Annotated in this window: 17 protein-coding genes and 3 tRNA genes; 4 read left to right on the forward strand and 16 right to left on the reverse strand. The window is 53.0% G+C overall.

Annotated elements, in window-relative coordinates; genetic code table 11:
* Window positions 1-80: 80 nt before the first annotated feature.
* The 5 genes from HMPREF2954_RS06520 to rsmD all read right to left on the reverse strand — a co-directional run bounded on the left by HMPREF2954_RS06520 (window position 81) and on the right by rsmD (window position 1,399).
* Window positions 81-155: transfer RNA gene (locus HMPREF2954_RS06520), tRNA-Thr, on the reverse strand.
* Between the two features lie 11 nt (window positions 156-166).
* A tRNA-Gly gene (locus HMPREF2954_RS06525) sits at window positions 167-240 on the reverse strand.
* Window positions 241-276: 36 nt separating this feature from the next.
* Window positions 277-360 (reverse strand) — tRNA-Tyr (locus tag HMPREF2954_RS06530).
* 99 nt (window positions 361-459) lie between these two features.
* Window positions 460-711 carry a YfhL family 4Fe-4S dicluster ferredoxin gene (locus tag HMPREF2954_RS06535; protein WP_003679513.1) on the reverse strand — a complete coding sequence of 84 codons (252 nt, stop codon included), beginning with the start codon at window positions 709-711 and terminating at the stop codon, window positions 460-462.
* 121 nt (window positions 712-832) lie between these two features.
* Entirely contained in the window at window positions 833-1,399 is a 567-nt protein-coding gene (gene rsmD / locus HMPREF2954_RS06540) for a 16S rRNA (guanine(966)-N(2))-methyltransferase RsmD (protein ID WP_045072815.1), read from the reverse strand.
* A gap of 271 nt (window positions 1,400-1,670) precedes the next feature.
* Here rsmD and HMPREF2954_RS06545 point away from each other — a divergent pair, with 271 nt between their 5' ends.
* Entirely contained in the window at window positions 1,671-1,892 is a 222-nt protein-coding gene (locus HMPREF2954_RS06545; protein ID WP_003760517.1) for a hypothetical protein, read from the forward strand.
* A 189-nt stretch (window positions 1,893-2,081) separates the two neighbouring features.
* Window positions 2,082-2,777: a hypothetical protein gene (locus HMPREF2954_RS06550; protein ID WP_141755648.1), complete on the forward strand. Its 696-nt coding sequence runs from the start codon at window positions 2,082-2,084 to the stop codon at window positions 2,775-2,777.
* Between the two features lie 71 nt (window positions 2,778-2,848).
* Here HMPREF2954_RS06550 and topA read toward each other — a convergent pair whose 3' ends face one another.
* The 7 genes from topA to rsmB form a co-directional block, all read right to left on the reverse strand.
* Window positions 2,849-5,155 carry a type I DNA topoisomerase gene (gene topA / locus HMPREF2954_RS06555; RefSeq protein WP_009312695.1) on the reverse strand — a complete coding sequence of 769 codons (2,307 nt, stop codon included), beginning with the start codon at window positions 5,153-5,155 and terminating at the stop codon, window positions 2,849-2,851.
* Between the two features lie 84 nt (window positions 5,156-5,239).
* A complete protein-coding gene (locus HMPREF2954_RS06560) occupies window positions 5,240-5,695 on the reverse strand; it encodes a Smg family protein (RefSeq protein ID WP_003742632.1) in 456 nt (151 codons plus the stop codon).
* Window positions 5,696-5,720: 25 nt separating this feature from the next.
* A complete protein-coding gene (gene dprA / locus HMPREF2954_RS06565) occupies window positions 5,721-6,941 on the reverse strand; it encodes a DNA-processing protein DprA (protein ID WP_045072813.1) in 1,221 nt (406 codons plus the stop codon).
* Between the two features lie 689 nt (window positions 6,942-7,630).
* A complete protein-coding gene (locus HMPREF2954_RS06570) occupies window positions 7,631-8,914 on the reverse strand; it encodes a sigma-54-dependent transcriptional regulator (RefSeq protein WP_045072812.1) in 1,284 nt (427 codons plus the stop codon).
* Window positions 8,907-11,030, reverse strand: coding sequence for a sensor histidine kinase (locus HMPREF2954_RS06575; protein ID WP_045072811.1), 2,124 nt, complete (start codon window positions 11,028-11,030; stop codon window positions 8,907-8,909). Before HMPREF2954_RS06575 ends, HMPREF2954_RS06570 begins: the two co-directional genes overlap by 8 nt.
* 3 nt (window positions 11,031-11,033) lie before the next feature.
* Window positions 11,034-11,627, reverse strand: coding sequence for a DUF4390 domain-containing protein (locus HMPREF2954_RS06580; RefSeq protein WP_009312693.1), 594 nt, complete (start codon window positions 11,625-11,627; stop codon window positions 11,034-11,036).
* Window positions 11,593-12,852, reverse strand: a complete 1,260-nt coding sequence (gene rsmB / locus HMPREF2954_RS06585; protein WP_070689056.1) for a 16S rRNA (cytosine(967)-C(5))-methyltransferase RsmB — start codon at window positions 12,850-12,852, stop codon at window positions 11,593-11,595. The genes HMPREF2954_RS06580 and rsmB overlap by 35 nt, the downstream gene beginning before the upstream one ends.
* A gap of 172 nt (window positions 12,853-13,024) precedes the next feature.
* Between rsmB and HMPREF2954_RS06590 the strand changes: the two genes are divergently transcribed.
* Window positions 13,025-13,309, forward strand: coding sequence for a PepSY domain-containing protein (locus HMPREF2954_RS06590; protein ID WP_019271681.1), 285 nt, complete (start codon window positions 13,025-13,027; stop codon window positions 13,307-13,309).
* 132 nt (window positions 13,310-13,441) lie between these two features.
* Here HMPREF2954_RS06590 and HMPREF2954_RS06595 read toward each other — a convergent pair whose 3' ends face one another.
* The 3 genes from HMPREF2954_RS06595 to def all read right to left on the reverse strand — a co-directional run bounded on the left by HMPREF2954_RS06595 (window position 13,442) and on the right by def (window position 16,028).
* On the reverse strand, window positions 13,442-13,963 hold the full coding sequence (locus tag HMPREF2954_RS06595) for an O-acetyl-ADP-ribose deacetylase (RefSeq protein ID WP_045072809.1): 522 nt from the start codon (window positions 13,961-13,963) through the stop codon (window positions 13,442-13,444).
* Window positions 13,964-14,299: 336 nt separating this feature from the next.
* Window positions 14,300-15,226 carry a methionyl-tRNA formyltransferase gene (gene fmt / locus HMPREF2954_RS06600; protein ID WP_045072808.1) on the reverse strand — a complete coding sequence of 309 codons (927 nt, stop codon included), beginning with the start codon at window positions 15,224-15,226 and terminating at the stop codon, window positions 14,300-14,302.
* Window positions 15,227-15,524: 298 nt separating this feature from the next.
* Entirely contained in the window at window positions 15,525-16,028 is a 504-nt protein-coding gene (gene def / locus HMPREF2954_RS06605) for a peptide deformylase (protein ID WP_029609881.1), read from the reverse strand.
* A 281-nt stretch (window positions 16,029-16,309) separates the two neighbouring features.
* On the opposite strand from def, the gene HMPREF2954_RS06610 reads away from it, so the two are divergent.
* Window positions 16,310-17,590 carry a LysM peptidoglycan-binding domain-containing protein gene (locus HMPREF2954_RS06610; RefSeq protein WP_009312686.1) on the forward strand — a complete coding sequence of 427 codons (1,281 nt, stop codon included), beginning with the start codon at window positions 16,310-16,312 and terminating at the stop codon, window positions 17,588-17,590.
* Between the two features lie 372 nt (window positions 17,591-17,962).
* Here the strand turns inward: HMPREF2954_RS06610 and HMPREF2954_RS06615 are convergent, their stop codons facing one another.
* Window positions 17,963-18,595, reverse strand: coding sequence for an NAD(P)H-binding protein (locus HMPREF2954_RS06615; RefSeq protein WP_045072807.1), 633 nt, complete (start codon window positions 18,593-18,595; stop codon window positions 17,963-17,965).
* Between the last annotated feature and the right edge of the window lie 107 nt (window positions 18,596-18,702).

An 18,702-nucleotide genomic window follows, 5' to 3' on the forward strand; every position in this document is an offset into this window, starting at 1 on the left:
TTACGTGCGGTTTGCTACGTTCAAATTTTTCCTTTGCCATGGCAAATTTCCTATCTTTAAAATACTGAGAAAATGGTATTTGGTGCCCATGGGCAGATTTGAACTGCCGGCCTCTCCCTTACCAAGGGAGTGCTCTACCCCTGAGCTACATGGGCCAATAGACTATTGGAGCGGGTGAAGGGAATCGAACCCTCACCGTAAGCTTGGAAGGCTTCTGCTCTACCATTGAGCTACACCCGCAGACTTACTGCATCAATGCTCCAACACATTGGAATTTGGTGGTGGGAGAAGGATTCGAACCTTCGAAGCTCTCGCAACAGATTTACAGTCTGCCCCCTTTGACCGCTCGGGAATCCCACCAAAAGAGAACGCAAGTTTATTCGTGACTCAGATTTTCGTCAAGTTCTTTTTTAATTTTGTTTTCTTAAAATCACTCAATTTATTGCTTTAAAAAAGAATTTATTTGAACTGAATGATTTTTTCGTATTTTGCCATCAGCTCTTCGTGCGTTTCCGGATGCTCTTCATCAATCAGGATGCAGTCCACGGGGCATACCTGCTGACATTGCGGCTCATCGTAGTGGCCTACGCACTGCGTACACAAATTAGGGTTGATTTCGTAAATTTCCTCGCCTTGCGAGATGGCGTCATTGGGGCACTCCGGCTCGCAAACGTCACAGTTAATGCACTCATCTGTAATAAAGAGCGACATTTCTTTTCCTTTTTCATTTAAATTATCAAAACCGATTGGGCGCGGATTATAGCACAAACGCGTCAAAAACAATCCGTTTAGGCGAATGTTTACACCCTGGTAATGATTCTCAAATCTCTTACTATTCAGCCACTTGGACAAACTGCAAGAGCACAAAACCGCTCTTACCCGCCCGTCCTTCGCGATAAGGCTCCAGCCACTCGGGGAAATCGGGCAGCTTCCCTGCTTCAATATAGACCATTGCCCCGTTTTTCAAGCTGTTTTTCAAAGAAGCAAACAAATTTTCCCAATCCTGCCACGCAAACGGCGGATCCAAAAAGACCACATCAAACTTTTCAGACGACCTCTGCAGATACGCAAGGCCATCGGTATTGAGGATTTCCAGTTTATCCAAACCCAATGCTCTGGCGTTTTGCCGCAGCATATCGGCAGTTTTGCGATTATTATCTGCCAGCACTACCCTCTTCGCGTTACGGGACGCGGCCTCAAATCCCAACGCGCCGCTTCCGGCAAACAAATCCAACGCATTCAGACCGGTCAAATCCTGACCCAGCCAATTAAAAAGTTTTTCGCGGACACTGTCAGGCGTCGGCCGCAGACCGTCCGCATCTGCAAAAACCAGTTTCCGTCCCCTGCATTGCCCGCCGATAATGCGGACTTGATTTGAATGTTTGCTGTGTTTGCCCATGATTAAAACGAATCGTCCGACAGTTTCAGACGACCTCTAAAGAATGACAAAGCAGCCATTATACCGCAGCGTTTTTTTCATTTAAGGCCGCATGAAAACAAATCGGCGCATCGTGAAATTTTATTTTTTATGATGCTAAACTTACAAAATTTTATAAATCATAAAATATTTTCTCAAATAAAAAGGTTGCTTACGTCCGCCATTAGAACTTTCCCACCGCTTTTTCAGTCTATTGACCATAATACTTAAATGAAAATATGGATGGCTGACAATGCCGCTTTGGAAAATTTTTTTGGGTGTTTATATCGGCGGCGTGATTGCCTTCACCGCCCACGCCCATTTCTTTGACGAATATTACCGCCACTTGGGATTGATTCCGAACTTGGGACGCGGTCTGCTTTGGTTCGTCTTTTGCCTGCCCTTGATCGGCAAAACCGTTGCTCTGATAGTCAGTTTATTCTTTCTTGCCACACTGGTTTTTGCAAGGCGTTAAATCCTTTCTTAATAAGACTGAAAAGGTCGTCTGAAAATTTTTCAGACGACCTTTTCAGTTTGAGTTTGACGACATGAAATACTGAACTATGTTTCACCATGTAAAGTGCATTTTAAACTTAAACTAGATAAATTACATTTACTTATTTATAATGAGTATCTCTCTGTGAAATATTTATATAAGGTTATTATCATGTCAGACCTGAATCTCAGTAACAGTATATTCCAAGGTTACAACGACAAACATGGTTTAATGATTTGTGGGTATGAATGGGGTTGGAGTAAAGCCGATGAGGCTGCTTATGTAGCAGGTGAATACAAACTCCCTGAAAACAAAATCGACCATACATTTGCCAATAAATCCCTCTATTTCGGAGAGCAGGCAAAAAAGTGGCGTTACGACAATACGATAAAAAATTGGTTTGAAATGTGGGGACACCCCTTAGACGAAAATGGATTGGGCGGTGCATTTGAAAAATCCCTGGTTCAAACCAACTGGGCAGCCACTCAGGGCAACAAAATCGACAATCCAAACAAATTTCTCCAGCCTGAACACGTCGATAATTTTCTCTACCACATTGAGAAACTACGCCCTAAATTGATTCTCTTCATGGGAAGCAATCTGACAAATTATCTTAATCGCGCAAATGTATTGCCGCGCTTCGAGCAGCTTGTCGGAAAACAAACTCAACCGCTACGAGTAGTACAAAAAGATTTTAGCGGTACACGTTTCAAAATCAGATTCCAATCGTTTGAAAATTGCGAAGTCGTCTGTCTGCCTCATCCTAGCGCCAGTCGCGGTCTATCTTACGATTACATAGCCTTATTTGAACCAGAAATGAACCGTATTTTATCGGACTTTAAAACGACACGCGGATTCAAATAAACCAATCACAGAAAAGCAAAGGTCGTCTGAAAATTTTTCAGACGACCTTTTCTCTTTAAACCAACCTAATCTCACTCTTTCGGTGCAGGCGGTTCAATCTGTTCTTTCCAGCCGCATTCTTTTTGCGGACAAACTTTTTCCACGCCCCAGCGTTTGGTGGTTTTGATGGTCAAGACCGGCCAATGGCAGTTCGGGCATTCTTCGGCGACGGGCGGGTTCCAAGTGGCGTAGTTGCAGTCAGGATAGGTGCTGCAACTGTAAAACAGTTTGCCGTAGCGGGATTTGCGCTCGACGAGGTTGCCTTTTTTGCATTGCGGGCATTGGACGCCGGTATCTTTCGGTTTTTCCAGCGGCTCGACGTGCTTGCATTTGGGGTAGTTGGCGCAACCGATGAATTTGCTGCCGGTGCGGCTGTATTTGTACACCAGCCGTCCGCCGCATTTTGGGCATTCGCGCCCGTCGAGTTCGGCTTGCTCGGCTTCGGCTTTGGCGATGCGCTCAGCGGCTTCTTCGGCGGTTTCATTAACGTTGCGCGTGTAGCTGCACTCGGGATAGCCGGCACAGGCGACGAAGCGGCCCATTTTGCCGAACTTGATTTGCAGTTTGTGTTCGCCGCATTTCGGGCAGGTTTCGTCGAGTTCCTGCGTGGTGAATTTGGCGCGTTCGATGCCTTCTTTTTCTTCCACTTGTTTGATGAACGGCTTCCAGAATTTGTCCATCACGGGAATCCAGCGGCGTTTGCCGTCGGCGATTTCGTCGAGCTGGTCTTCGAGTTTGGCGGTGAAGTGGTAGTCGACGTATTGGGCGAAGTGTTCGGTCAGGAATTTGTTGACGATGTCGCCCGTGTCGGTGGGCATGAAGCGTTTTTGCTCAAGGGTAACGTATTCGCGGTCTTTGAGCGTGGAGATGATGCTGGCGTAGGTCGAGGGGCGGCCGATGCCGTATTCTTCGAGGGCTTTAACCAATGTAGCTTCGTTGTAGCGCGGCGGCGGGGTGGTGAAGTGTTGCTCGCCGTAGAGTTTGTCCACGGGCAATTTGTCGCCCTCACTCATTTCGGGCAGTTTTTTGCTGTCTTCGCCTTCTTCATCGTCGCTGCTTTCTTCGTAAACGCTGAGGAAGCCTGCGAAGGTTTGCACTTGTCCGGTTACGCGGAATACGCCTTTGCCAACGGTAATATCGACGGTGGTTTGGTCGAATTTGGCGGGCGTCATCTGACAGGCGACGGTACGCTGCCAAATCATTTGATAGAGTTTGAACTGGTCTGCGCTCAGGAAGGGTTTGACGCTTTCGGGCGTGCGGTACACGGAAGTCGGACGTATCGCCTCGTGGGCTTCTTGGGCGTTTTTGGATTTGGTTTTGTATTGTTTGGCGGCACTCGGCAGATATTCTTTGCCGATTTTGTTTTCGATGTAATGGCGGATTTCGGTTAACGCTTCATCGGCTAAATTCACGCTGTCGGTACGCATATAGGTAATCAGACCGATGGCGCCCTGCCCTACGTCTATACCTTCGTAAAGCTGCTGGGCGGTACGCATGGTGCGGTCGGTAGTGAAACCGAGTTTGCGCACGGCATCCTGCTGCATGGTGGATGTGGTGAACGGCGCGGCTGGGTTGCGGCTGCGCTTTTTCTTTTCGATGGCGGTAACGACGGCCTCTTTGCCTTCGAGTTCTTTCAACACGTCGGCTTGCGCGGCTTCGTTCGGCAGGTCGAATTGTTCGAGTTTCGCACCGTTGTATTGGGCGAGTTTGGCGGTAAACTTGCTGCGGCCTTTGTGGCTGTCGAGATGCACCGTCCAATATTCCTGCGCTTCAAACGCGCGGATTTCGTTTTCGCGTTCGCAAATCAGACGCAGGGCGGGGCTTTGCACACGGCCCGCGCTCAAACCGCGTCGGATTTTTTTCCACAACAATGGCGAGAGGTTGAAACCGACCAGATAGTCCAAAGCGCGGCGGGCTTGTTGCGCATCAACCAAGTCCATTTCGATTTCGCGCGGGTTGGCGACGGCATCGAGCACGGCATTTTTGGTAATCTCGTGGAACACGACACGCTGCGGCTTGATGTTTTTCAGGCCGCGTTTGGATTTGAGGATTTCAAAAAGATGCCAGGAAATCGCTTCGCCTTCCCTATCCGGGTCGGTTGCGAGGTAGATGTTTTCGGCTTCTTTTGCACCGGCAACAATCGCATCGACGTGTTTGGCGTTGCGTTTGATCAGCTCGTATTTCATGGCGAAGTCGTGTTCGGGATCGACGGCACCATTTTTGGGGACGAGGTCGCGGACGTGGCCGTAGGAGGCCAGAATTTCGAAATCGCCGCCAAGGTATTTTTTCAGGGTTTTGGCTTTGGACGGTGATTCGACGATTAAGAGGTTTTTCGCCATTGTTTGTTCTCTTTTAATGTATTGGATGATGCGTTTCAGACGACCTTTCTGAACAAGCTGCGTCAAAAGGTCGTCTGAAAAGGTTTAATGCATGGTCGCTTTGCCGTTGAGCGCGCCCATCAGGTCATCGCCGATTAAGACGGGCAATTCGCTTTTGTGCGCCCACAACAAGAGCAACACCAGCACTTTCGCCGTATCGAGCGTGATTTCTTCGGGCGGGATGTGCATCAGGGCGTGGATGACGATTTCGCGCTGCTCGTAAGTGATGGCGCGTTCGGCAACCAGATACTGCATCAGCCCCATGACTTCCTGCGGCAAGTTTTCCACTTCCTCGTTGCAATACACGCGCAGGGCATGGCTGTCGAACGGCGCGGCGGCGAATTCGGACGTATTGAACAACACTTCCATCATCATCAGCGTATTGCCGATTTCCGTTACGTCAAAACCCGCATCTTCCAACAGGCGGCCCAAATCCTCCGGCGGCGGGCAGTTGTCGAAATCTTGGAAGTGTTCGATGAGATAGGCGATGACTTCTGTCATGCTGGTTCCTTAATGAATGAATCGATTATGCTTTTATGCGCTGATAGCGTCCGCCCGGCAAGGCGGCGACGATGCCGTCGAGTTCGTATTCCAGCAGTCGGGCGTAAACGTCTGCCGCCGCCCATGCGGTTTGCTGCGCCAATATATCGGGATGCACGGGGTCGTAACCCATGGCGTCCAGCAGCTCGTCTTCCGCTGTCGGCGCGGCAACCGTATTGGCTGGTGCCGAATGTTTTCGGACATCAAGGTCGTCTGAAAACGGCAAAACAGGTTCAGACGACGCCTCTCCGACGGCAGTGCGTTTTTCCATTTTTTTGTTTTTCTTATTTATAGAATATGATGGAACTGCCGCATTTTGCAATAGCCCCGGACATTCGTGAAGAATGTCGTCCAAACATTCCACCAGTTTCGCGCCGTCTTTAATCAGCTTGTGGCAGCCTTTGCTGTGCGGATTGTCTATCGAACCGGGCACCGCCATCACCTCCCGCCCCATCTCCGCCGCCAGCTTGGCAGTAATCAGCGAACCGGATTCCAACGCGGCCTCGACCACTAGCGTAACCTGCGACAACGCGGCAATCAGGCGGTTGCGGCGCGGGAAGTTGCCCGCAAACGGGCGCGTATCCAGAGGAAACTCGCTGACAATCAATCCTTTTTCGGCGATTTCATAGGCAAGGTTTTTATTGGACGGCGGGTAAATGCGGTCTATGCCCGTCCCCCATACGGCGATGGTGCCGCCGCCCGCCTGCAACGCGCCTTGATGGGCGGCGGTGTCGATACCCGAAGCCATACCCGACACGACGGGAATATCCTGTTCACTCAACGCCCTGCCGAAATCTTTGGCAATCCGCATCGCCTGCGGTGTGGCATGGCGGCTGCCGACGATGGCGGCGGAAGGTTTGTGCAGCAGTTGCACGTTACCGCGCAAGAACAAAACCGGCGGCGCGGTAATGCCCTGCGTCAGCATTTCGGGAAAATCATCATCTTGCAGCAGCAACAAACGGCAGCCGTCCTGCTTTTCCCATTGCAACGCCGCTTCCGCAGCCTTTTGCGCCAACGCCCGTTTTTCACCGTTGCGCCAAGATTCGGCTGCCTGCTTGTGGCGCACTATCGTGGCAATTTGCTCCACAGGAGCATCCAGCGCGGCTTTCGCGCTGCCGAAACGTTGCAGCAGGAGCAAGAAGCCCTCTGCGCCGACATAAGGTGTAAACGCCAGTTGCAGCCAGGCAAGGCGGTCGTTTTCCGTCATCAATTGTGTCCCCTTATTGTTTTCAGACGACCTTTGTTCGGGAGGCCGTCTGAAAACGGATAAATGTCAGTATTTAAAAATATAGTGGCTTAACTTTAAACCGGTACGGCGTTGCCTCTCCTTAGCTCAAAGAGAACGATTCTCTAAGGTGCTGAGGCACCAAGTGAATCGGTTCCGTACTATATGTACTGTCTGCGGCTTCGTCGGTCTTGTCCTGATTTAAATTTAATCCACTATAAAATCGGCGAACTTTAAACCGATACGGCGTTCCCGCGCCTGATTCCGGTTTCGTGCCTGTTCACCGTCATGCGAATGCTGACAAACAGCCGGCAGCCCGTTAGTAACTTTTGTAATATTTTTATATTCTACACGATACGGTAGAAATGTCCGTTATAGTGGATTAAATTTAAATCAGGACAAGGCGACGAAGCCGCAGACAGTACAGATAGTACGGCAACCGATTCACTTGGTGCTTCAGCACCTTAGAGAATCGTTCTCTTTGAGCTAAAGCGAGGCAACGCCGTACCGGTTTAAAGTTAATCCACTATATTTGAATGGTTGTCGCCCATTGCGTCAAAAGTGAGTTGGTTATTCGACAAAAACGGGCGGCTTGATGGCAAACAAGGTCGTCTGAAAACATACCGCAGCGTGCCGTATGCTTTCAGACGACCTTTTATCCCACTACCGCCCTACTCTTCTGCTTTTTCCGCTGCGCTGCGGCGGGAAACGCTGATGCCTAATTGTTTGAGTTTGCGGTAGAGGTGTGTGCGCTCCAGGCCGACTTTTTGGGCGACGCGGCTCATGTTTTGCCCTTCTTGGGCGATGTGGTACTCGAAATAGCGGCGTTCCAATTCTTCACGCAGTTCGCGCAAAGGCATATTGAAGTTGAAACCGCCGACGATTTCGGTGGCGACCGTCGCCCGTTTTTGCCCCAATGCGGCAACGACCGCCTGCTCGTGGACTTCCTGTCCGTCCGCTTCCAGCATCAGGTTTTTCACGACGCTGCGGAGTTGGTCGAAATTGCCCGGCCAGTTGTATTGGCAGAGGACGGTCAGCGAGCCGTTGCTGAATTTGACGGGCTGGATTTTTTCGCTGTCCGCCAATTCGGTCATGACTTGGTTAACCAAGAAGGCGATGTCTTCGGATTGGCTGCGCAACGGCGGGATGCTGATGACGTTGCCGGAAAGCAGTTCGGACAACTTGGCATCGGCGATGGCGTCTGCCGGGCTTTCATCGGCGGCGTGGCTGCCGGCGACGATGACGCGCACGTTGTAACGGTCTGCCTTGCCGAGGATGAAACTGATGCCGTTTTGGATGTTTTTGCTGTACTGCGCGGCATCACCGAGATAGAGCGTGCCGCCCGATGCTTTTTGCAGCAGTTCCAAAGGCGCGTCGGCAATGAGTTCGACGCGGCTGAGTCCGACCCAAGGCGTGCCGCTTTTGTGGAAATAGCGGGCAACGATTTCAAACGGCGAACCGGTTTCGCCGCTGAGCAGCACGGGGCCGCTTTTTTTCACGGCAGGCTCAAGCTGCTGCTTGAATTCCTGAATGACGGGGCTGTTGCCGAGTTTGTCGAAGGACAAGCCCGCCGCCATCTGCATTTCGCCGTGTTTGAGGGCGCGGTCGACGGTAGAGAGCAGCTTTTGCAGGGCAATCGGTTTTTCCAGAAAATCGAGCGCGCCGATTTTGGTGGCTTCGACGGCGGTGTCGATGCTGGCGTGTCCGCTCATCATCACTACGGGCATGTTGAGCTGTCCGTTTTTCGCCCACTCTTTGAGCAGGGTGATGCCGTCGCAGTCGGGCATCCAGATGTCCAACAAAACCATGGCGGGACGGGTCTGGTGGCGCAGTTGGCGCGCCTCTTCGGCGTTCTCCGCCAAAGCCACGGAATAACCTTCGTCTTGGAGGATTTCCGAGAGCAAGTCGCGGATACCTACTTCGTCATCTACAATCAAAATATCACTGCTACGCATAAGTTTCTACCAATCGGGGTAAGGCTATTTTCACACACGCGCCGCCTTCGTTCTGATTGCTCAGGCTGATGCGGCCGCCGTGCTCTTCGATGATTTTCTTCACAACGGGCAATCCCAGTCCCGTACCTGTCGGCTTGTCGGTTACATACGGCTCGAAGGCATTATGCAGCATTTCCTTGCTGAAACCTTTGCCGTTGTTGCAAACGGTCAATAAAACCTGTCCGTCGTTATCTTCGCCGACGCTCACATTCACTTGCGGAACTTCCGCCTCTTCCGCTGCTTCCGCCGCGTTTTTGAAAATATTGTGCAATACCTGCCGCATGGCGGTGGTATCGGCGGAAATCGGCTGCGGCTTGTCGGACAAGTTCGGAACAAAGCGGCACGCCCCGCCTTCGTACAGCAGCAACACTTCTTCAACCAAGCGGTTCAAATCCTGTTTTTCAAAATTCAGCGACGGCGCGCGGGCGTAATTGCGGAAGGCTTCGACCATTTCTTTCAATGCCGCCACCTGTTTGACGATGGTGTCGGTCGAACGGCTGAGGATTTGGGCGTGTTGTTCGTCCAATTTATCATGCAATTTCCATGCCAATCTCTCGGCGGAAAGTTGGATAGGCGTGAGCGGATTGCGGATTTCATGCGCCAGCCGTTTCGCCACTTCGCCCCAAGCGGCTTCTTTTTGGGCGCGGATGAGGACGGTGATGTCGTCGATCACCATCACCACGCCGTTGTCGTTGTCGTCGGGCAGGATGGTGGCTTTACCCAAGAGAATGCGCGCATCGTCGGGGGCGGCGTATTCGACTTGGACGGGCTTGGCGGCATTGGCGGTTTCTTCAATGGCGGCAAACACTTCGGCAAGCAGGGTCTGCTGCGGCGATTGTCCGCGCCAGTCGTGCCAGTTGCTGCCCCACAGCGGCACCAATTCAATGCCCAAAATCCGTTCGGCGGCTTTGTTGAAGGTTTTCAGACGACCTTCGGCATCTAAGGTAATCACGCCCGTGGTCAAACTTTCCAACACGCATTCGAGATAGTGGCGCGCCGCTTCTTCGCGCAGGCGGTTGTTCTCGTCGGCTTCTTTGGCGATGGCAAGCTGTTCGGTCATGTGGTTGAACAACTGGGTCAACCTGCCGAATTCGTCGTTGCGGAACACGGGGCGTTTCTGGCTGAAATCGCCCTGCGCCACCGCCCTTGCGCCTTCTGCCAACGACAATACCGGCTCGACGAAGCGGCGGGCGAAATACAGCGCCATCACCAAGGCAAGGAAAATCGCCAACAGCGCGGCGACCAGCAAAGTCGCCAAGAAGAAGGTTTGCAGGCCTTGTTTGGTGTAGCTCAATTCGGCGTATTTCGCCCGCGCCGCTTCAATCAGCGTCGCGTCTTGCGCCACATCCTGCGGGATGGGCTGGCGGAAAAACAAGGCGTAATCACGTCCGTTGTGCGCGCCGATGAGCATCCAGCCTTGCGCGTACAAGACATTTTCTATGTTTTCCAAACTGCGTATCGAGCCGGTCTGCTCCAGCTTCTCCCATCCTTCTTTGTCGAGTTCGGGTTGGTTTAGTTTCAGCGGATTGACACTTTTCTCGGTTTTATGGGTTTTGACGTCGTAGAGCGAAAGCTGGGTAAAGCCGCCCGATTTGGCGGCATTTTTCAGCGCCTTGCCCAAATCGCCGTCCACAGACGCGGTGCTGATCAGGTCGATTTGCACCGGCGTGGCGTTGCTGACTGCGTTGTCCACTGCCAGATTCAATGCGGATTTACTCAGGTTCAGGCTGCGTTCGAGGGCTTCGTGGGTATCGTTGCCGAACCACGAATTAATCGTGCCGTTGATGAACTGCGCGGAAATGCCGAACAGGAACACGCCCGGCAATACCGCCACCAGCGTAAACATCCCCGACAGCCGCCGCGCAATCTGCGAACCGAACACACCCTTGCTTTTGTCGCGCATGAGGAGCAGGACGTAGCGCGTCAAAACCGATGCCAACACCAGCATCAGCAGCGCACACAGGGCGATAATCCACCAGAAATATTCCGCCAGCGGGCTGGTGCTGCCCGTTGCAATGGTCAGTCCGTAGAGCAGTCCCACTGCCGCCAACACGGCAATCAGGAGAAAGCGGCGCATGGTTTACTCCTGAGAGATGGTCAACGACTTCCAGCCGGAATCCAAGTGCCAGTTTTTAGAAGTCAATGCGTTGATTTGGAAGGGTTTGGGCAGCTTCGCCGTCGAGAGCAGCAGGCGGATTTCGGCTTGCGTGTCTTTCGCTGCAACGCCGCTTAACGCGCCTTTGGACAGCACTTTCCAGTTGGCGACCGCCCCTACGCCGCGCAAGGCGGTATCGAGCGTGTCGTATTCGGTGGAAAACGTGCCGACGGTTATGCGGTAGCGGTTGGTCAGCGGATGGAAGGAAAGTTTGTAGTGGATGGTATTGTCGCTGTTGAGCAGCTGGTCAAACTTGAAGCGGTAAGACGGCATGGAAGGCGCAGAAAGCTGCCAGCTCAAAGTGAAATTCAGCGGCACGCCCTGCCGGAGCGCCTGTTTGAGCTGGTCGGGCAAATCGGTGCGGAAACGGCTGCTGACGGAAAGCTGCCCGGTTTCGGTCAGTTTCGCCTCGGAGCGGGTCACGCTGATGCCCTCCGCCGCCGCATTCAGCGACAGGGCGAGCAGCAGCGTTCCAAACAGCCGTTTACTGCTTTTTGATAAGCGCGTAATAAAAGCCATCTTGATGTTTGTTCGGTAAAAGCACACGCGATTCGATCAGCTCGGCATCGGCGTGGCGGTTGAGGAATTTTTGCAACTGAACGTCGTTTTCTTCGACGAACACCGAGCAGGTGGCAAGCAGCATTCTGCCGTTTTTCGTCAGGGTTTGCCAAAGCGCGTCCAGCAATGCCTCCTGCTGGCGGGCGGTTTTGGCGGCATCGGTCGGACGGCGCAGCCATTTCACGTCGGGATTGCGCCGCGCCACACCCGAGGCGGTACACGGCACGTCGGCAAGGATGGCGTCGAAAGGCTTTCCATCATACCACGCCGCCAAGTCCTGCGCATCGGCGCAAGCTAGAGCGGTCGTCTGAAACCCCAAGCGGTCGAGATTGTCCTTCACCCTTTTCAGACGACCTTCGTCTATATCCAAAGCGGTTACATGACAATCCGCCAGTTCCAACATATGCCCCGTCTTTCCGCCCGGCGCGGCGCACGCGTCCAAAATCCGTTCGCCGTCTTTAGGGTTTAACAGATACGCCGCCTGCTGCGCGCCGAAATCCTGCACCGACACCAGCCCTTCGACAAAACCGGGCAGGCGGTTCACCGGCACGGCTTCTTCCAACGTAACCGCATATTCGTCCAACGCCTTAGCCGCAATACCTTCCGCCGCCAGCTTTTCCAAATACGATTCGGCATTGCCGTGGCGTCGGTTGACCCGCAGCGTCATCGGCGGATGCGATTGCAGCGCAGTGGTGATGTTGTGCCAATGTTTCGGATAATGGTTTTTCAGGTATGCCACCCACCACAGCGGCAGGTTGTGTTTCGCCACATCGTCTTTTTTGCACGAAGCCGCAAGCTTGTCGCGTTCGCGCAAAAAACGCCGCAAAATCGCGTTGGCAAACGAACGGTACTGCCCGCGCCCGATTTTCGCGATACTCTCGACCGCCTCATTGACCACGGCATGAGGCGCGTTGCGCGTGTAATGCAGTTGGTACATCGCCGCCAAAAGCAGGCTTTCAAGCTGCGGATTGTCAATCGGCTTTTTCAGCATCTGCGCGAGCATATGTTTCAAGCTGCCCAGATAACGCTGGCAGCCGTAGGCGATATCCTGCAGCGCGCCGTTTTCCTGCGCCGTCAGCTCGGGATGCGCCGCGCGGATTTGCGCCAACACATCCTGAAGGTTGCGCCCTTCAGCGACTGCCGCAATGCTGTCGGCGGCGAGTTTTTGGGCGAGGGACATACTCATAAATTCAATTCCTTAAATACCTGCTTCGGTTCGATTTGTTCGTTAAAAATGTAAACGCCTTACAATCGGTTCGGACGCTGTTCGGAGCAAGATTCAAATTGTGTTAATCCGATTGCCCGCTCATGACAATATCCATATAGTCCGTTCTTTTCAACACACATAAGGATTCATCATGAATTTACGCTTCCTCTCCCTGCTTGCCGTTTCCGCCGCACTCGTTTCCGGCAGCCTGACCGCCGCGGCGGCACCGCACAAACATTCCCGCGCCATCTCCCAAGCGCAAGCCGTCAAAATCGCCAAGAAACGCGTCGGCGGCGGCCGCGTTACCGACATCGACCACAGCGACGGACGCTGGGAAATCGAAATCCGCAGAGGCTGTACCGAATACGATGTGGACGTTTCCTCACAAAGCGGCCGCGTCATCAAAGTGGACACCGACAACCACTGCGACGATTAATCGATTTTTGATTAATGGACTCTTAATGAGAAGCCGGACTGCCTGTCTGGCTTTTCTGTTTTCAGACGACCTCAAGCTTGCCCGAGGTCGTCTGAAAACATTTAATCTGCCGTTTTGCCTGATTCGGGACTTTCAGACGACCGCCCCGTCCCGTTCCAACAATGCCCGATAGCGTTCGGCATCCTGCGGCGAATAGCAACAGAAAACGATTTTTTCGACAGACGGACACTGCGGCAAGGTTTTTTTCAAAATCGCCAAAGCGGTTTCGGCAGCCAAGTCGGCGGGGAAACGGTACACGCCTGTGCTGATACAGGGGAAGGCGATGCTGCGGATGCCGTGTTCTTGCGCCAACAGCAGGGAATTTTGATACGCCTCCGCCAGCTTGACCGCTTCGCTGCGGTGTCCGCCGAACCAAACCGGCCCGACGGTGTGAATCACAAATTTCGCCGGCAGCCGGTAGCCTTGGGTGATTTTCGCTTCGCCCGTGCGGCAGCCGTTCAACTTTCTGCACGCTTCCAACAATTCCCGTCCCGCCGCGCGGTGAATCGCGCCGTCCACGCCTCCGCCGCCCAACAACGAGGAATTGGCGGCGTTCACGATGGCATCGACTTCAAGTTTTGTAATATCGCCTTCGACTACTTCAAACACTGCCATGATCTGCTCCTAAACGTGGGGAATCTTGTCGTCAGTTCAACAAAACCAAACGTTTCCCTGCCCGATATTTTCAGACGACCTCTGAATCATCAGAAGAAAGGTCGTCTGAAAATTGATAACCGGCCCGCTGTTTTTTTGATACTGCTCCTACCGCCAACCGTCATTCCCGCGCAGGCGGGAATCCATCTTTGAACTTCAACGGCGTTTTTCGAGCACCCGTTTCTTGGAATTTTCAATGGATTCCCGCCATAGCTCATCCTCGCGTAGGCGGGGAAGGCATGGCTGCTAAGAAATGGGGAGATGGGCTGGCTCTAAATTTAGTTGACGAAACGGCTTCTACAAAACCGTCCCAACCTCAATCTTATGCCCTGCCGCAAACGCCGCAATCGGCATCCGTTTGCTGCCGGAAGGCTGCAATTCGGTAATCTTCAGCGCATTCTCGCCGCAGGCAACGACCAAGCCGTCAGCCGAGCAAGACAACACTTCGCCCGCCCCGCCTTGTTGCGCGACTACTTCCGCCCGCCAGATTTTCATCGGTTTGCCCTGATACTCGACCCACGCAGCGGGAACGGGATTGAAGGCGCGGATTTTGCGTTCAATCACTGCCGCGCTTTCGTTCCAATTGATACGCGCTTCTTCTTTGCTTAATTTTTGTGCATAAGTCACGCCTTTTTCTGGCTGCTTGACACTTTTCAGACGACCCTCCGCCTTTAATTGTTGCAAATCAGCAACAATCGCTTCCGCACCGAGATTCATCAGCGCGTCGTGTACTTCGTTGGCGGTATCGGTCGGTTGAATGGCGTAACGGTGTTCGCTGACCACATCGCCGGTGTCCAAACCGATGTCCATCTGCATGATGCACACGCCCGTCTCGGCATCGCCCGCTTCAATCGCGCGCTGAATCGGCGCCGCGCCGCGCCAACGGGGCAGCAGCGAGGCGTGGATGTTGAGGCAGCCGTGTTTCGGCGTATCCAACACGTCTTGCGGCAGAATCAGTCCGTAGGCGGCAACGACCATTACGTCGGCCTCGACCTCTTTGAGCATTTGCAGGGCTTCGGCGTTGTTGCGCAGTTTTTCAGGCTGCGCCACGCGCAAACCCAATTCCAATGCGGCTTGCTTCACGGGAGACGGGGCAAGCTGCATCCCGCGTCCTTTGGGGCGGTCGGGCTGGGTCAACACCAGCGGGATTTCAAAACCGGCGGCGGCTATGGCTTTTAAGGCGGCAGCAGCAAAATCGGGCGTACCGGCAAAGATGACTTTCATGGGGAAACTCCTTGGAAATGGGTTTCAGACGACCTATAGTGGATTAACTTTAAACCAGTACGGCGTTACCTCGCCTTAGCTCAAAGAGAACGATTCTCTAAGGTGCTGAGGCACCAAGTGAATCGGTTCCGTACTATATGTACTGTCTGCGGCTTCGCCGCCTTGTCCTGATTTAGTTAATCCACTATATATAGCGCAACGGCAAACATTGCGACAGGTCGTCTGAAAGTTTGAAAAACAACGGCTTACTGCCGCTTCCCCTCTTTCAGACGACCTGTTCGACCGTATCATTTGGCTTTTAGATGGTGTGTTTCTGACGTTTTTTCAGTTTGGTCTTAATCCGACCCTGTTTGAGCTGCGACAGGCGTTCGACAAAAACGATGCCCATCAAATGATCCAACTCGTGCTGCACGCAAATCGCCAACAGACCGTCCGCCTCCAGCGTGAATTTCTCGCCTTTTTCGTTCAAAGCCTCGACCTTGACGCGCTCGGCGCGGGTAACGGTGTCGTAAATGCCCGGCACGGACAGGCAGCCTTCTTCGTAAGTGGTTTCGCCGTCTTTTTCAACAATGACGGGGTTGATGAACACGCGCGGCTCGCTGCGGTCTTCAGTCAAATCCATCACGACGACGCGCTCATGCACATCGACCTGCGTCGCCGCCAGCCCGATACCGCGCGCTTCGTACATGGTTTCAAACATATCGGCAACCAGCTTTTGGATGCGCTCATCGACTTGCTCGACAGGCTTCGCCACGGTGTGCAGACGCTCGTCGGGATATTGCAGGATATTCAGTAAAGCCATAATTTTCTCTTCGTTTTTCAATACTTGGGACGCGCATTCAAACACGTCCGGCAGCAGATTGTGTGTGTTTTCATACAAATTTTGCGCCTGTCTTCACAATTCCCGTGATGACACTAACATTCAATGATAAAATATGCGTCAATGAATTTCTGTTCAATGCGCACGAAACGCCTATTGACGTTTTTTAAAGGGGGACGGCGGTTTTTTGCAAACTCCCGGCCATTTCATTTTCTCCGTTTATCATTTAAAGACAAACCGAATCAATTTCAAGGGGAACGGTTATGCAACAACGTATTATAACCCTGCTTTGTGTCGCGGGCATGGCAATTTCCGCCCACGCTCAAGCAGCTTCATTAAAAGTGCGCCCCGATGCGCCGCAACGCTACGTCGTGAAAAACGGCGACACACTCTGGGGTATCTCCGGCAAATATCTGTACAGCCCGTGGCAGTGGAACCGCCTTTGGGGCGCAAACCGCGGGGAAATCCGCAATCCGCATCTGATTTATCCGGGTCAGGTGTTGGTTTTGCGCTACGTCAACGGCCGCCCGCAACTGGGCTTCGAAAACGGCTCCGCAGGCAATGACGGCATTCCTGTCATCAAACTCAGCCCGCGCGTTCGCGAAACCTCTTCAGGCTACGGCATCCAAACCGTCAACGTGAACTTCTACCGCATGTTCATGCAACATCCGCAGTTCATCGACCAAATGAAGACCCAAGACGCACCGCGCCTGATCGACGGTCCTGACAACCGCATCATGTACAGCAAAGGCGAACGCGTGTACGCCTACGGCGTTACCGAACCCGGCCGCTATCTGGTTTACCGCGCCGTCAAAGACCTGACCGATCCCGATACCCGCAAATACCTCGGACAAGAAGTCGTCTTCAGCGGCATCGTCAGCACCCTGCCCTACACCAACAGCGCGCTGGACTCCGCTTCCGACGAAGACCGCAAATACCTGAAAGACGGCGAATACTACACCCGCCTGCACCCGCTGGCGAAAGTGCCGACCCAAACCGCGCAGCCTATGATTGTGGAAGAAGCCGTTTCCGAAATCCGCAAAGGCGATTTCCTACTGAAAATGGACGGCGAAACCGAGCCTTTCCAAATCATGCCGCACGCACCGACGCAACACATCGACGGTAAAGTCATCTCCATCCTCGACGGCGTACACGAAGCCGGACAATTCCAAACCGTTACCCTGAACAAAGGTTCCGCCGACGGCTTGGACAAAGGCACGGTCTTGAGCATTTACAAACGCGACCGCCAAGTGAAAGTCGATTTGGAAGAAGGCAAAAAAGGCCGTAAGAACATCGTTAAATATGTTTCCATCCCTGCCGAAGAAACCGCATTGGCCATGGTATACCGCACCGGCGAACATCTCTCGTCCGCCATCATTTTGGAAAACCTGACCAGCATCAACATCGGCGACACCGTATCCGAACCCGGCCGCGACTTGGACAACATGTCTGACGACAAACCGCACGTCCGCAACGAGCCGCAAGATTCCCACGATACGGAACACAACCAATACAATATCCACAGCAACATCAATAAATATTGATTGATTGCCGACAACAAAACGTCGTCTGAAAATTTCAGACGACGTTTTTTATAAAAATTTGAATAAGCAACGCCGTACCGTCATTCCTAATCAGCGTGAGTCTGATCCTGAGTTTTTCAAAAAATTATGAAGATTGCCGTAATCTCAAACCTCCAAATACCCGTCCGCGCGGGAATGACGATGTCGATATTTCTTGCTATCGCCCGCTCTATCTGCCCAATCCGCTTTATCCTCAAGATAACTTGTTTCTTGAATGTGCCGATAAACTTCTGCCGCTCATCTCTACCAAGTCATAAGCGGATATATTGTTACCTATCGAATCAGTCATGCGCCAAACAGGTCGTCTGAAACGGTTTCAGACGACCTGTTTGGTTATGGACGCGGTGTTCTGCCTGCGCCGACAGTGTAAACCTTCCCGATGCTGTCGGGGTCTTGCAGGACGGCGGCGACGGCGGCGGCGAGTCCGTTTCGGCTCATGTAGTTTTTAGGGATGCCGTCGGGGTGGTCGGTCAGGATGTGGCGGTTGTCTTCGCTGTTGTCCAATCCGCAGGGGCGGAGGATGGTCCAGTTCAAACTGCTTTGTTTGAGGTAGATTTCGGCTTCGGTTTTGGCGCGGACGGCTTCGCCGAGGGCTTGTTTGAAGGGTTCGCTCATCATGTCCCATTGTTCGCCGCAGCCCATGCTGGTAATCAGGATGAAACGGGCTTGCGGGTTGGCGGCTTGAGCGGCGGCGATGATGTTGATGTTGCCCAATGCGTCGCTGCGTATGCCTTGTTCGTTTTTGCCGCCGACGAAGCTGATGACGCTGTCGGGGCGGTATTGTGCGAACACTTTGTCGAGCGCGTCGGCATCGAGCGCGTCGGCTACGGTCGTCTGAATGCGGTGTTCACTAAAGAACGAATCTTCAGGCGGCTTTCTTAATACGGCAACGGTGTCGGCGGGATGGGTGAGTGTGCGGATGAATGCGCGGCCGGACGGGCCGTTTGCGCCAAAGATGAGTTGCATGGGGTCTCCTTTGTTGGATGGTTTGGGGTAGGCTGGTTGATTTTCAGACGACTTTGAATTGCTAGTTTGTGCTTTGCCCTCTCCCTAACCCTCTCCCACGGGGAGAG

It is taken from the genome of Neisseria sp. HMSC067H09, assembly GCF_001814135.1.
GTDB lineage: Bacteria > Pseudomonadota > Gammaproteobacteria > Burkholderiales > Neisseriaceae > Neisseria.